15 protein-coding genes and 2 pseudogenes are annotated in these 12985 nt (G+C 37.3%); 12 read left to right on the top strand and 5 right to left on the bottom strand.

The window, feature by feature from the left end; translation table 11 throughout:
• Nucleotides 1-20: 20 nt before the first annotated feature.
• Together trhA and WKI23_RS01035 are read right to left on the bottom strand one after the other, a co-directional pair.
• Nucleotides 21-668, bottom strand: a complete 648-nt coding sequence (gene trhA / locus WKI23_RS01040; RefSeq protein WP_368078644.1) for a PAQR family membrane homeostasis protein TrhA — start codon at nucleotides 666-668, stop codon at nucleotides 21-23.
• Nucleotides 665-1111, bottom strand: coding sequence for a DUF1836 domain-containing protein (locus tag WKI23_RS01035; RefSeq protein WP_368078643.1), 447 nt, complete (start codon nucleotides 1109-1111; stop codon nucleotides 665-667). The genes trhA and WKI23_RS01035 overlap by 4 nt, the downstream gene beginning before the upstream one ends.
• Nucleotides 1112-1245: 134 nt before the next feature.
• Between WKI23_RS01035 and WKI23_RS01030 the strand changes: the two genes are divergently transcribed.
• The 7 genes from WKI23_RS01030 (at nucleotide 1246) to trxB (ending at nucleotide 5600) form a co-directional block, all read left to right on the top strand.
• Entirely contained in the window at nucleotides 1246-1740 is a 495-nt protein-coding gene (locus WKI23_RS01030; protein WP_368078642.1) for a GNAT family N-acetyltransferase, read from the top strand.
• On the top strand, nucleotides 1740-2258 hold the full coding sequence (locus WKI23_RS01025) for a methylated-DNA--[protein]-cysteine S-methyltransferase (RefSeq protein WP_368078641.1): 519 nt from the start codon (nucleotides 1740-1742) through the stop codon (nucleotides 2256-2258). The genes WKI23_RS01030 and WKI23_RS01025 overlap by 1 nt, the downstream gene beginning before the upstream one ends.
• 5 nt (nucleotides 2259-2263) lie before the next feature.
• The gene (locus WKI23_RS01020; protein ID WP_000889091.1) at nucleotides 2264-2620 is read left to right on the top strand and encodes an arsenate reductase family protein; all 357 of its coding nucleotides are present in this window, start codon (nucleotides 2264-2266) and stop codon (nucleotides 2618-2620) included.
• A gap of 157 nt (nucleotides 2621-2777) precedes the next feature.
• Nucleotides 2778-3578 carry an amino acid ABC transporter permease gene (locus WKI23_RS01015; RefSeq protein ID WP_368078640.1) on the top strand — a complete coding sequence of 267 codons (801 nt, stop codon included), beginning with the start codon at nucleotides 2778-2780 and terminating at the stop codon, nucleotides 3576-3578.
• On the top strand, nucleotides 3578-4321 hold the full coding sequence (locus WKI23_RS01010; RefSeq protein WP_368078639.1) for an amino acid ABC transporter ATP-binding protein: 744 nt from the start codon (nucleotides 3578-3580) through the stop codon (nucleotides 4319-4321). Before WKI23_RS01015 ends, WKI23_RS01010 begins: the two co-directional genes overlap by 1 nt.
• A gap of 77 nt (nucleotides 4322-4398) precedes the next feature.
• The gene (locus WKI23_RS01005; protein ID WP_000926599.1) at nucleotides 4399-4623 is read left to right on the top strand and encodes a DUF4059 family protein; all 225 of its coding nucleotides are present in this window, start codon (nucleotides 4399-4401) and stop codon (nucleotides 4621-4623) included.
• Nucleotides 4624-4688: 65 nt separating this feature from the next.
• Complete coding sequence (gene trxB, locus WKI23_RS01000; protein ID WP_368078638.1) at nucleotides 4689-5600, top strand: thioredoxin-disulfide reductase; 912 nt, start codon at nucleotides 4689-4691, stop codon at nucleotides 5598-5600.
• On the opposite strand, the gene WKI23_RS00995 is transcribed toward trxB, so the two are convergent.
• On the bottom strand, nucleotides 5597-5770 hold the full coding sequence (locus WKI23_RS00995) for a hypothetical protein (RefSeq protein ID WP_368078637.1): 174 nt from the start codon (nucleotides 5768-5770) through the stop codon (nucleotides 5597-5599). The genes trxB and WKI23_RS00995 overlap by 4 nt on opposite strands.
• Nucleotides 5771-5839: 69 nt before the next feature.
• Complete coding sequence (locus WKI23_RS00990; RefSeq protein WP_000886035.1) at nucleotides 5840-6157, bottom strand: DUF960 domain-containing protein; 318 nt, start codon at nucleotides 6155-6157, stop codon at nucleotides 5840-5842.
• Nucleotides 6158-6518: 361 nt separating this feature from the next.
• Between WKI23_RS00990 and rplM the strand changes: the two genes are divergently transcribed.
• From rplM to WKI23_RS00975, 3 genes and pseudogenes are all read left to right on the top strand, one after another.
• Nucleotides 6519-6965: a 50S ribosomal protein L13 gene (gene rplM, locus WKI23_RS00985; RefSeq protein ID WP_001044624.1), complete on the top strand. Its 447-nt coding sequence runs from the start codon at nucleotides 6519-6521 to the stop codon at nucleotides 6963-6965.
• Between the two features lie 18 nt (nucleotides 6966-6983).
• The gene (gene rpsI, locus WKI23_RS00980) at nucleotides 6984-7376 is read left to right on the top strand and encodes a 30S ribosomal protein S9 (protein WP_000075964.1); all 393 of its coding nucleotides are present in this window, start codon (nucleotides 6984-6986) and stop codon (nucleotides 7374-7376) included.
• Nucleotides 7377-7572: 196 nt separating this feature from the next.
• Nucleotides 7573-7782 (top strand): annotated as a pseudogene (locus WKI23_RS00975) (transposase); the annotation flags it as partial.
• Between the two features lie 161 nt (nucleotides 7783-7943).
• On the opposite strand, the pseudogene WKI23_RS00970 reads toward WKI23_RS00975, so the two are convergent.
• Nucleotides 7944-9456, bottom strand: a pseudogene (locus tag WKI23_RS00970) (IS1182 family transposase).
• 295 nt (nucleotides 9457-9751) lie between these two features.
• Between WKI23_RS00970 and WKI23_RS00965 the strand changes: the two are divergent.
• Together WKI23_RS00965 and mcrC are read left to right on the top strand one after the other, a co-directional pair.
• Nucleotides 9752-11908: an AAA family ATPase gene (locus WKI23_RS00965; RefSeq protein ID WP_050283599.1), complete on the top strand. Its 2157-nt coding sequence runs from the start codon at nucleotides 9752-9754 to the stop codon at nucleotides 11906-11908.
• Nucleotides 11905-12951: a 5-methylcytosine-specific restriction endonuclease system specificity protein McrC gene (mcrC, locus tag WKI23_RS00960; RefSeq protein ID WP_368078636.1), complete on the top strand. Its 1047-nt coding sequence runs from the start codon at nucleotides 11905-11907 to the stop codon at nucleotides 12949-12951. The genes WKI23_RS00965 and mcrC overlap by 4 nt, the downstream gene beginning before the upstream one ends.
• Nucleotides 12952-12985: the final 34 nt, after the last annotated feature.

The raw sequence follows: 12985 nt of genomic DNA, 5'->3' as shown, positions 1-12985 counted from the left end.
GATTGAATTTCTCAACTTTTTTACATGTAATAAACAATGGCGATGTATTGGAGGGCAGATGCTGCTAGGATAAAGAGATGCCAAATCATGTGGAAATAAGGTTTTTTCTTTGCATAAAACCCAGCCCCAACTGTATAACAAAGTCCGCCAGTTACCATGAGACTCCAGAAAATTGGCGTTGTTTGACTGATAATGACAGGAATGATAGCTAGAACCAACCAGCCCATAATCAGGTAAAGAGCAAGGCTAAATTTCTCATTGACTTTTTTAGCAAAGATTTTATAGAGAATACCAAAGATGGTCGTTCCCCATTGGATGGCAATAATTAGATAGCCAAACCAGTTATTCATCAAAGTCAGTACGACAGGTGTATAAGAGCCTGCGATAGCCACATAAATCATAGAATGGTCAATAATTCTCAAGACGTATTTGTGGGTCGAACCATAGGCCATAGAGTGGTAAATGGTGGATGAGAGGAACATGAGAAAGAGACTGATAACGAAAATGGAAACGCCGATAGAGGATAAAAATCCATGTACTTCATAAGTATAGGTGGATGAAATAGGCAGTAAGATGAGCATGATGACGGCACCCACAGCATGGGTCACACTATTAGCAATCTCCTCTCCAAAACTGAGTTGTTTGCTGAGTTTAAGACTAGTGTTCATCGGATTACCTCCTCTTCAGTATGATGGATTAAGACTAGAGTTTGATGATAGAGTTTAACGGTTTGGCAGCTGGTTTGGATAATGGGGTTAGCTGGATCCATTCCTTGGTTCATGTAGTCCACAAAAGCATCGTAGAGTTGGTCTGAACTTGCTTGAGTTTGTAGAGTATTAAGTGTCTGGGCTATTTCTTGAATAGAGAATACCGACTTGAGGGTTGTGATAGCAATCAGACGGGCAATCTGTTGGCGTTGGTATTTTTTCTTGTCAGGCTTTGTAAGATAACCATGTTTGACATAATTGTTGACCATGGATGCTGTTAGACCCTTATCTTTATCTGGAGAGATAGGGGCGCAGACCTGATTGACATAGAGCAACACCTGGTCCAGATAGAGATCAATGTTTGGAATTTCTGCCCATTTGGGGTAGGAAAAGGTAGTTTTCATTTTCAACTCCTTTTTATCTAGTTTTAATAACTAGATTATAAAATAACAAAAACAGAAAGTCAAGTTTTAACTGCTTGTAGAAAGACTTAAATTATGCTATGATGGGAGAAACTAGTCAGAAATGAGGAGAAAAGATGGAGATTCGTTTAGCTTTTCCAAATGAAGTAGATGCCATCATGCAGGTGATGGAGGAAGCCAAGAAATGTTTAGCAGATGCTGGTAGTGACCAGTGGCAAAATGGTTATCCAAATGCAGAGGTTATTATCGATGATATTATTTCAGGTCAAGCCTATGTAGCCTTGGAAGAGGGAGAACTACTAGCCTATGCTGCTGTGACCAAGAGTCCAGAGGCAACCTATGAAGCTATTTATGAAGGAAACTGGCAAGCTGGAGAGTCAGAGTACCTAGTCTTTCACCGTATCGCTGTGGCAGCAGATGTGCAGGGACAAGGAGTTGCTCAAACCTTCTTAGAGGGCTTGATTGAAGGATTTGATTATCTAGATTTTCGCTCAGATACGCATGTTGCAAACAAGGTCATGCAGCATATTTTTGAAAAACTTGGTTTTAAACAGGTTGGTAAAGTGCCTGTTGATGGCGAACGCTTGGCCTATCAAAAATTGAAGAAATAATGCAAAAGAAGTACGCAAAAATGCTCTATTCTTCGCCAATTGGCTCCCTTTCTCTCGTAGCTGATGAGCATTATTTATATGGAATTTGGGTTCAGGAGCAGAAGCATTTTGAGAGGGGGATAGGAGATGAAACGATAGAAGCAGTTGTTAGTCATCCCATTTTAGACTCAGTTATTGCTTGCTTAGATGGTTACTTTAAAGGCAAGTCTCGGGATTTATCCGACTTGCCCTTGGCTCCAATCGGAACGGATTTTGAAAAGCGGGTCTGGGTCTACTTACAGAGCATTCCTTATGGTCAGACAGTGACCTATGGACAAATAGCCCAAGATTTGCAAGTGGCTTCTGCTCAAGCAATTGGTGGAGCAGTGGGGCGCAATCCTTGGTCTATCCTAGTACCTTGTCATCGTGTGCTAGGAGCTGGCAAGCGTCTGACAGGTTATGCTGCAGGAGTGGAAAAGAAAGCTTGGCTCTTGGAGCATGAAGACGCAGATTTTAAAGATAGAAACAATAGAAAGTGAAACACATGTTAGAATTTATCGAATACCCAAAATGTTCAACTTGTAAAAAAGCAAAACAAGAATTAAATCAATTAGGTGTGGACTACAAAGCTGTTCACATCGTCGAAGAAACACCAAGCCAAGAAGTCATTTTGAACTGGCTAGAAACCTCAGGATTTGAATTGAAACAATTTTTCAACACTAGTGGAATTAAATACCGTGAATTAGGGCTAAAAGATAAGGTAGGAAGTTTATCAAATCAAGAAGCAGCTGAATTGCTAGCAAGCGACGGTATGTTATTAAAACGACCGATTTTAGTAGAAAATGGAACTGTTAAGCAAATCGGTTATCGAAAAGCTTATGAAGAATTGGGACTGAAATAGTTTTTACTTATCTCTTTGATAGATAAAATATATAGCCTCCCTGTTTCAAAGTATGATAAACTAGTAGGTAGACAAAGTCTGTATCTGACCGTAGCAAATAATTTCATTGACGGCAGAAGTATGGTAGAATGAATCATTATCAGGAGAGGATGTTTTTATGAATGTTACAACGATTTTAGCATCAGATTGGTACCAAAACTTGATGCAATTGATTCCGGATGGCAAGCTGTTTAGCCTGCGTTCGGTCTTTGATGGAATCCCGAGAATTGTCCAACAACTTCCGACAACGATTATGTTGACAATTGGTGGTGCCTTTTTTGGCTTGGTTTTGGCGCTTCTTTTTGCCATTGTGAAGATCAATCGTGTCAAGATTTTATATCCCTTGCAGGCCTTCTTTGTTAGTTTCTTAAAAGGGACACCGATTTTAGTGCAACTCATGCTAACCTATTACGGAATTCCTTTGGCTTTGAAAGCTCTCAATCAGCAATGGGGGACTGGTCTCAATATCAATGCGATTCCAGCTGCTGCTTTTGCGATTGTCGCCTTTGCCTTTAATGAGGCAGCTTATGCTAGTGAAACCATTCGTGCAGCCATTCTCTCAGTCAACCCTGGTGAGATTGAGGCGGCACGTAGTTTGGGTATGACCCGAGCACAAGTTTATCGTCGCGTGATTATTCCTAATGCAGCGGTGGTAGCTACTCCAACCTTAATCAATTCCCTCATCGGCTTGACCAAGGGAACTTCCCTAGCCTTTAGTTCGGGTGTTGTGGAAGTCTTTGCCCAAGCTCAGATTTTGGGTGGAGCTGATTACCGCTATTTTGAACGCTTTATCTCCGTTGCTCTTGTTTATTGGGTAGTCAATATCGGAATTGAAAGCCTCGGTCGTTTCATCGAGAGAAAAATGGCTATTTCTGCACCCGATACAGTGCAAACAGATGTGAAAGGAGACCTTCGTTAATGATTAAGATTTCGAATTTAAGCAAATCCTTTTCAGGACAGACTGTCTTGGATCATCTGGACTTGGATATTCAAAAAGGGGAAGTTGTAGCCTTGATTGGTTCTTCAGGAGCTGGAAAATCAACATTCCTTCGCAGTCTCAATTATCTTGAAACACCTGACAGTGGCTCTATTCAGATTGATGATTTTTCAGTTGATTTTTCTAAAATCACTCAAGAAGAAATCCTTGTCCTACGCCGTAAGCTGTCTATGGTATTTCAGCAGTTTAATTTGTTTGAGCGCCGCACAGCACTTGATAATGTGAAAGAAGGCTTGGTTGTTGTCAAGAAATTATCTGACCAAGAAGCGACTAAGATTGCCAAGGAAGAGTTGGCTAAGGTTGGGCTTTCTGATCGTGAGAATCATTATCCTCGTCATTTATCAGGTGGACAGAAGCAGCGGGTTGCCCTAGCGCGTGCCCTTGCCATGAAACCAGATGTCTTGCTCTTAGACGAACCAACTTCAGCCCTTGACCCAGAATTGGTTGGTGAAGTAGAAAAATCTATTGCAGATGCTGCTAAGTCAGGTCAAACCATGATTTTGGTTAGTCATGATATGTCCTTTGTAGCCCAAGTGGCTGATAAGATTCTCTTCTTAGATAAGGGGAAAATCATCGAGTCTGGAACACCGGATGAGATTATCCACCATCCTAAAGAAGAGCGCACAAAAGAATTCTTTGCTAGTTACAAACGGACTTATATTTGATATAATAGATAAAGAAAAACTCAGTTAGCTGGACTAGCTGAGTTTACTCTTTAAAAAAGATAGAAATGAGAGAAATCATGCTACTGCAACTATTTTCTTTATATTTCGAGAGTTTGATCTTGACCACCATCCTTGTCCTGATTTTTTTAGGGATTTGGATTGGACTGAGAGCCATGTCGGGAGTTGATAAGACAGCCAAGGCTCGCCAAGCCCATCTCTATGATATGATTATGATTGGAGTTTTGGTTGTTCCAGTATTATCCTTTGCGGTTATGAGTTTAATTCTTGTTTTCAAAGCATAATCCTTGCTTGATTGACAAGAAAGAGTTAGAATAAAGATAGTTACAACAAGAAAGAAGGAATCTATATGTACGATACTATTATTATCGGTGCTGGACCTGCAGGTATGACTGCAGCCTTGTATGCTGCTCGAAGTAATCTCAAAGTAGGCTTGATTGAAGGTGGTCTGCCAGGTGGTCAGATGAATAATACATCTGATATTGAAAATTACCCAGGATACGCTAATATTAGTGGACCTGAATTGGCTGAAAAGATGTTTGAACCACTTGAAAATCTTGGTGTTGAGCACATCTATGGTTATGTTGAAAACGTAGAAGATCATGGTGATTTTAAGAAAGTGATTACTGATGACCAAACATATGAAACTCGTACCGTTATCGTAGCGACTGGTTCTAAACACCGTCCTTTGGGAGTTACAGGAGAAGAAGAACTGAACAGTCGTGGTGTTTCTTACTGTGCCGTGTGTGATGGTGCTTTCTTCCGTGACCAAGATTTGTTGGTAGTTGGTGGGGGAGATTCAGCTGTTGAAGAAGCCCTCTTCTTGACTCGTTTTGCCAAGACTGTTACCATTGTTCACCGTCGTGACCAACTTCGTGCCCAAAAGGTTTTACAAGACCGCGCCTTTGCGAATGAGAAAATCAGCTTTATCTGGGATTCTGTAGTGAAGGAAATCAAGGGTGAAAACAGAGTAGAATCTGTCGTTTTTGAAAATGTGAAAACAGGTCAAGTGACAGAGCAAGCCTTTGGTGGTGTCTTTATCTATGTTGGTTTGGACCCTGTTAGCGATTTTGTTAAAGAATTGAATATTCAAGATCAGGCTGGTTGGATTGTGACAGATAATCACATGAAAACTGCAGTTGACGGTATCTTTGCAGTTGGAGATGTTCGCTTGAAAGACCTTCGTCAAGTAACAACAGCAGTTGGAGATGGAGCTATCGCTGGTCAAGAAGCCTATAAATTTATCACAGAACATAGTTAATACACTTCGAAAATCTCTTCAAACCACGTCAGTTTCGCTTTGCCGTAGGTATGGTTACTGACTTCGTCAGTCTTATCTACAACCTCAAAAACATGTTTTGAGCTGACTTCGTCAGTTCTATCCACAACCTCAAAACAGTGTTTTGAGCTGACTTCGTCAGTTCTATCCACAACCTCAAAGCAGTGCTTTGAGCAACCTGCGGCTAGCTTCCTAGTTTGCTCTTTGATTTTCCTTGAGTATTAAAATAGGTCATTTTCTTCTGGGAGGAGGATAGTCTCTCTACCATCCATGTCTAAAACCAAGACTCTGGGGGGATAAAGAGGATCGAAAGGATGGTTAAAGTCAAAATCAATGGCTGTAGGGAGGTGTTGACTTGAAAAGTGGAAGGTAATTTTTCCTTGGTTATTGAGCAATTGAAACTCAAGTTCTTCTTCCAATTCAAAGACATTTTTTAAGAAATGGTCGATAATATACCAAAAAGAGTCAATAACATCATCAGGCAAGCTGGTAACAATTCCAAAACTAGCCGACCGCATGTGGGTATTGGTAAAAGCCATATTTCTGCCCCCTTTCTTTTCCCTTATCATACAGCAAATAGGATTAAAAATCAAGAAAAGGTGATTTTTTGAAAAGGATTTTAGCTACAGGGAAAAATAAGGAAAAAAATTCCCAAAAATCTACCGAAGTTAATAGGTAAATTCCCAAATTAACTTGATTATATAATTTTCAGTTACTTTGAGAAGTTACGGTTTAGAAAAATATTTTTCATATCTATTGACTTTTAGGGGTGAAATTTGGTATTATAGTAGGCGGTATTGTTTACCCCATTTGAAAGGCCCCGGAACCTTCCAAATACTTTTCGATGGGAAGGAACACCCATCACCGTAAACAAAAATCGAACTATATATAGGAGAAATCATGAACAAAACAACATTTATGGCTAAACCAGGCCAAGTTGAACGTAAATGGTACGTAGTTGACGCAACTGATGTACCACTTGGACGTCTTTCTGCAGTAGTTGCTAGCGTACTTCGCGGAAAAAACAAACCAACATTTACACCACACACTGATACAGGTGACTTTGTGATTGTTATCAATGCTGAAAAAGTTAAATTGACTGGTAAAAAAGCAACTGATAAAATCTACTACACTCACTCAAACCACCCAGGTGGATTGAAACAAATCTCTGCAGGTGAACTTCGTTCTAAAAATGCAGTACGCTTGATCGAGAAATCAGTTAAAGGTATGCTTCCGCACAATACACTTGGACGCGCTCAAGGTATGAAGTTGAAGGTATTTGTTGGAGCTGAGCACACTCACGCTGCACAACAACCAGAAGTTCTTGATATTTCAGGACTTATCTAAGGAAAGGAACAATAAAGTATGTCACAAGCACAATATGCAGGTACTGGACGTCGTAAAAACGCTGTTGCACGCGTTCGCCTTGTTCCAGGAACTGGTAAAATCACTGTTAACAAAAAAGATGTTGAAGAGTACATCCCACACGCTGACCTTCGTCTTGTCATCAACCAACCATTCGCAGTTACTTCAACTGCAGGTTCATACGACGTTTTCGTTAACGTTGTAGGTGGTGGATACGCTGGTCAATCAGGAGCTATCCGTCACGGTATCGCTCGTGCCCTTCTTCAAGTAGACCCAGACTTCCGCGATTCATTGAAACGCGCAGGACTTCTTACACGTGACTCACGTAAAGTTGAACGTAAGAAACCAGGTCTTAAGAAAGCTCGTAAAGCATCACAATTTAGTAAACGTTAATCAATACGATCATATCAACGTTTCAAAGCACTCAAAAGTTTACCTTATGGGTGCTTTTTTCGTGTTTTTTTGAAAAATTTACCTTATTTTTATAGTAAGATGAAATAAGAATAGGATAAATCGATCAGGACAGTAAAATCGAATTCTAACAATGTTTTAGAAGTAGAGGTGTACTATTCTAGTTTCAATCTACTATATTATGGATAATGCAAGATTCTATAGAATGGGGAAGCTAGAACTTTTATGCGAAGAGTTTGGGCATAAACTTTTACCTCTTCCTCCCTACTCGCCTGAGTACAATCCTATTGAGAAAACATGGGTTCATATCAAAAAGCACCTCAAAAAGGTATTACCAAGTTGCAATACCTTTTACAAGGCTTTTTTGTCCTGCTCTTGTTTCAATTGACTATAAATCGCTATAAGAAAAAATCATTTTATTGGTATAAAGAAGTGATTGAAAGTAATGGCGAAACTTTATATGATTGATTCATAAAAAAAAGAGCCTGGGACAAAATAGTTCTCGACCACAAAAAAGCTAGAGATTTCCAATTGTGGAACTCTAGCTTTTTAATTTTGAGTCGTTCTCTTATTGTATTTTAGGAGGTTATTAGCCATAAGTACCAATCCCATGTCAATTCTCACTTGACGTTTGCCTCTCAGATTACATCTCTTGTAACCCAAACAAGCCTTTATCTGCCCGAAAACAGGTTCCACATCAATCTTGCGTTGAGCAAAAATCTGTCTACCTTCAGGAGATAAAAGCGCCTGATATTCTTTAGCTTTCAAGTTTTGATAGCGTTCGTTCATATACAGTCCCTTTTGAGGGGCTGATTCAGGTTAATCAGCGTAGTAAACCTTGATTTCCTGTTGAAATCTGATGTTTGGTATGGTGAAAACGATAGCACCAGCCATCAGGATGTGTGTAGCTACCCTCCTTGTCATCATAGTGCCAATTCGCTAAGTTTTTAGCTGACTGTTTATACCCTCTCTTCTGTTCCTTGTCAAACATGGCATATTTAATCAGATGGTTCACCTCCTTTTCATCTAAACGAAGGAGGTTCTCTTCACTTCCATATCCAGCATCTGCGACAACTGTCTTCAAGTCATGCGGATAGGTTTCAAGGAATGGCAGAAGAGTCTTGGTGTCTGTCGGATTTGAGAAGACATCATAGTGAAGAACAAATTGGTTTTCAGTAGCGATTTGAAGATTATAAGCAGCCTTGAGTTGACCATTTTTCATATGATCTTCCTTCATCCGCATAAAAGTGGCATCTGGATCGGTTTTGGAAAAACTGTTACGTCCTTGAAATGTCTCCTGATAGTTCTCATATTTTTCAGCACGTACTGAAAAATCCTCCTTGACTTTACGCAAGACTTTCTTGAGTTTACGACGTTGGGTTTTACGTTCATCTTTCCCTTTAACGGGTGTCTCCTCAATGTCCTGGTTCAATTTTTTCAATTCTTCTTCAAGGACTTGAGCGAATGCAAGCAACTGCTCTGAGGAGATAGGCTTTTGTGTATCCAGTTCGATAGCTTTATGGATAAGGGGAGTGATTTCTTCTTGAAAATAGGCCTGTATCTGTTCTTGAAGTTTGGCGGAGAATTTCTCTGTCGCTTTCTTCCACACAAAACTATACTTGTTGACATTGGCTTCAATCTTAGTACCATCAATAAACAAACAATCTAAGGTCACTAACTCTTCCATTTTTAAACGAAGATTGAGGTCGATGAAAAGATTGCGAATGAGTTCTTCCATCCCTTCAGCTACACGAAAACGATTGATGGTGCGATAGCTGACAACCAACTGCCCTGTTAGGTACTGCATAGCCAGATTTTCAATCATCATTTTTTCAATTTTTCGCCCAGAGAAAATCCCTTGTGAATAGGCAAATAGAAGAGCAGATACAAGCATTTTAGGGTGATAAGACGGGCGACCAAAGGCATGATAGAAGGCGTGGAAGTGACAATCCTCCAAGGTATTCACCACTTTTTCAATAGTAAAGACGAGATGGTCTTGTGGCAATAAAGAACTGATTTCTAGTGGTAAAGTTGTTTGATTTGTGTTATAGTGAATATGCATGGGATAGCCTTTCTAAATGGTTTATTAAGCAATTCTATTTTACCAAGACTCTTTTTTGGAGATAAGGGACTATTGTTCCAGCCTCTTTTTTACGTAAGAATAGCAACAAGGAATTCCAAGTTAATCCATTGATTAAAGTTTTTGAAAAAATTATAAATAGAATGTAATTAATTGAATATATAATAGATTTTTTAGAAGTTTCTGTTGTTATATTATATAGATGTGAAAGCGTTTTTATGGTATAATAATTGTATCTGTATAGTATAAAAACAATAATAATAGAGGATGATAAAAGATGAATATTCAGAAACAATTTACTTGGACTGATTTTTATAAAGAGTTTGCTCAAAAACTAGTAGCTTATAAAGATAATAGACTGCTTCTTACCAAGAAGGTAAAAGAAATCTATGAACTTTCAGGTATATCGATGCCAACATTGGAAAAAGATAATAATTTGGTAGACATTGATCCTTTTACAGTATTTGGATTATTCAATAAGAACTTGAGAGTTGAAAATAGGATTAAAATCTTAAATGCAATAGTAAAGTTATTTGATTTAGGAAGTAAGACTCCGAATTCTTTTGATGGCATACCAGTCCTAAACAATCAAAACGCTACCTATTATAGATTTATTGATGAAAAAAGTGATGAAGATATTGAAGATTTATGGTCACTATTTCTTGCGGCATTAGAATATGATAAGAAAAAAACTACTGATAATAAGGAGAGAGTTTCACACTACTTTGATATTGTGAACAATAAAAAAGGGAATGGTAATAGCAAAACTACCATAGGTTTGTATTGGATTGCTCCCGATTCTTTTTTGAATTTAGATAGTCGAAACCAATGGTACATTTTTGAATCTGGTAAATTTCCGACGGAAATTTCAAATAGTTTACCAAGTATAGATTCAAAGATAACTGCTGCAAAATATTTTCAAATAGTTGAAACAATAAATTTCTATTTTAATAGTGCAGAAGCCAAGTTTAAGAATTTTAAAGAATTATCTTTTGAAGCATGGAAGTATTCTGAAGAAGTGAATAAAAAAAATCAAGAACTTAAGATGGTGGCAGAATCTTCAGCTTTGATGGATGATGAGAATGAGACAATAAGGTATTGGGTATATGCTCCAGGGGAAGGTTCTTATATGTGGGAGGACTTTTACAAGCGTGGAGTAATGGCTATAGGATGGAATGAAATTGGAGATCTCAGTTTATTTAAAAATAAATCAGAGATCAAAGAGGCAATGAAAAAAATTTATGGTCCTAACTTATCATACCAGAATGCAACACATGCTACTTGGCAATTTGCCAATGAAATGAAAGTTGGAGATATTATTTTTGTAAAAAAAGGTAGAAGTCAACTTATTGGGCGTGGGATTGTTACCTCTGACTATTTCTATGACTCTGAAGCTGAGGAGTATAATCATATAAGAATAGTGAATTGGACTCATCATGGAGAATGGCCTTATCCAGGTAAAGCAGCTATGAAAACTTTAACCGATGTAACTCCCTATATTGATGTTGTAGAGAAACTAAAAAATATTTTTGATGATGATACATCTGAAGATGTTGAAGAAGTTGAAAAATCATATTCTTCATATACAAAGGAAGATTTTCTTAATGATGTATTTATGTCGGAAGAAGAGTATGAAAGATTGAGGTCTGTTCTTGTTTTTAAAAAGAATATTATCTTACAAGGGGCCCCAGGTGTAGGTAAAACATATACTGCAAAACGCTTAGCTTATTCTCTTATAGGAGAAAAAAATGTTGATAGAGTTAAGATGGTTCAATTTCATCAAAGCTATTCATATGAAGATTTTATCATGGGGTTTAGACCTTCTGATATTGGGTTTGAATTAAGAAAAGGTACATTTTATAATTTCTGTAAACGAGCAGCACTAGATGCTGTTAATGATTATTTCTTTATAATTGATGAAATTAATCGTGGAAATTTAAGTAAGATATTTGGCGAACTATTTATGCTGCTTGAGAATGATAAAAGAGGGGCATCTTTACAACTTGTTTATTCGGATGAAAAGTTCTCTATTCCAGATAATCTTTATATCATTGGTATGATGAATACAGCAGACAGAAGTTTAGCTATGTTAGATTATGCTTTGAGAAGACGGTTTGCATTTTTCGAATTAAAACCAGGGTTTGAAACTGATGGGTTTAAATCCTATCAATTAACTATAAATAATAGTAAGTTAAATAACCTAATTACCTGTATTAAAAATCTAAATTATGCTATTGTTTCAGATGAGACTTTGGGAGAAGGATTCTGTATTGGTCATAGTTATCTTTGTAACTTGAAATCTGAGAGTGTAGATGAACAAGTAATTTCTAACATTGTTGAGTATGAACTTGTACCTTTACTAAAAGAATATTGGTTTGATGAACCAAATCTGGTAATAGAATGGAGCGAAAAGTTAAGGAGCGCAATTAAGTGATACCAATAAAGAATGTCTATTATATGCTAACTTATGCGTTCAGCGTCCTAAAAGGTCAAGGATATAAGAAACTTTCTACAGAAGAATTCCAAAATACTGCGGATCTCATGAGTGCTATTCTAGTTAAGGCCATGGTAATTCAACTTAAGAGAGGATTAGAGAAAAAGTATATCTCTAAAACTGAAGAACTTTCAACGTTGAGAGGAAAAATTGAGATAGGTGAATCATTAAAGAGTCAAAGTTCTTTTAGAAAAAGGGTGATTTGTTCATATGAGGAATTTTCAGTAGACAATACAATGAATTGTATTATAAAATCTACTTTACATCTTTTATTGAAATCAGATATTCCCAAAAAACGGAAAAAAGAATTACGGAAGATATTGGTATTTTTCAATGAAATTGATATTATTGATTTAAATAAAGTAAATTGGAAGTTTCAATATAATAGAAATAATCAATCCTATAGAATGATTATTTCTGTTTGTTATTTGGTTGTAAAGGGGTTGTTGCAAACGACTTCAGATGGCCAGATGAAACTCGTGGATTTTTTAGATGAGCAACCAATGAATCGTTTATATGAAAAGTTTATTCTTGAATATTACAAAAAGCATTATCCACAGTTAAAGCCGAATGCTTCCCAGATACCTTGGGCTTTAGATGACGGTATTGGTGACATGTTACCAATTATGCAGACTGATATTCAACTTCAAAAAGAGAATAACGTCTTAATCATTGATGCTAAATACTATTCGAGTACTACACAAGTACGTTTCGATAAGTACACTATTCATTCTAATAATCTTTATCAGATATTTACATATGTAAAAAACCGTCAATATCAATTTGGAGATAATAAATGTCTAGTATCAGGTATGTTATTGTATGCAAAAACTAATGAACAAATTCAGCCCGACAATCTTTATCAGTTTCATGGAAATCAGATTAGTGTTCGTACGTTGGACTTGAATTTACCGTTTAAAGAAATAGAAGAGCAGTTAGATTTAATTGTATTATCTCAATTTGAAGAGCAGTTAAAAATATAGTATCTAAAGTTATTTTGAGAACAAAAAACTTTAT

Source organism: Streptococcus pseudopneumoniae, assembly GCF_038148955.1.
Taxonomy (GTDB): Bacteria; Bacillota; Bacilli; order Lactobacillales; family Streptococcaceae; genus Streptococcus; species Streptococcus pseudopneumoniae_T.
Note: the sequence above shows the minus strand (reverse complement) of the source record. Positions and strands in the feature narration are given on the sequence as shown.

What these genes read in the sequence shown, in the direction of transcription:
- trhA (WP_368078644.1), bottom strand. Translation starts at nt 668, where the DNA reads ATGAACACTAGTCTTAAACTCAGCAAACAACTCAGTTTTGGAGAGGAG.
- WKI23_RS01035 (WP_368078643.1), bottom strand. Translation starts at nt 1,111, where the DNA reads ATGAAAACTACCTTTTCCTACCCCAAATGGGCAGAAATTCCAAACATT.
- WKI23_RS01030 (WP_368078642.1), top strand. Translation starts at nt 1,246, where the DNA reads ATGGAGATTCGTTTAGCTTTTCCAAATGAAGTAGATGCCATCATGCAG.
- WKI23_RS01025 (WP_368078641.1), top strand. Translation starts at nt 1,740, where the DNA reads ATGCAAAAGAAGTACGCAAAAATGCTCTATTCTTCGCCAATTGGCTCC.
- WKI23_RS01020 (WP_000889091.1), top strand. Translation starts at nt 2,264, where the DNA reads ATGTTAGAATTTATCGAATACCCAAAATGTTCAACTTGTAAAAAAGCA.
- WKI23_RS01015 (WP_368078640.1), top strand. Translation starts at nt 2,778, where the DNA reads ATGAATGTTACAACGATTTTAGCATCAGATTGGTACCAAAACTTGATG.
- WKI23_RS01010 (WP_368078639.1), top strand. Translation starts at nt 3,578, where the DNA reads ATGATTAAGATTTCGAATTTAAGCAAATCCTTTTCAGGACAGACTGTC.
- WKI23_RS01005 (WP_000926599.1), top strand. Translation starts at nt 4,399, where the DNA reads ATGCTACTGCAACTATTTTCTTTATATTTCGAGAGTTTGATCTTGACC.
- trxB (WP_368078638.1), top strand. Translation starts at nt 4,689, where the DNA reads ATGTACGATACTATTATTATCGGTGCTGGACCTGCAGGTATGACTGCA.
- WKI23_RS00990 (WP_000886035.1), bottom strand. Translation starts at nt 6,157, where the DNA reads ATGGCTTTTACCAATACCCACATGCGGTCGGCTAGTTTTGGAATTGTT.
- rplM (WP_001044624.1), top strand. Translation starts at nt 6,519, where the DNA reads ATGAACAAAACAACATTTATGGCTAAACCAGGCCAAGTTGAACGTAAA.
- rpsI (WP_000075964.1), top strand. Translation starts at nt 6,984, where the DNA reads ATGTCACAAGCACAATATGCAGGTACTGGACGTCGTAAAAACGCTGTT.
- WKI23_RS00965 (WP_050283599.1), top strand. Translation starts at nt 9,752, where the DNA reads ATGAATATTCAGAAACAATTTACTTGGACTGATTTTTATAAAGAGTTT.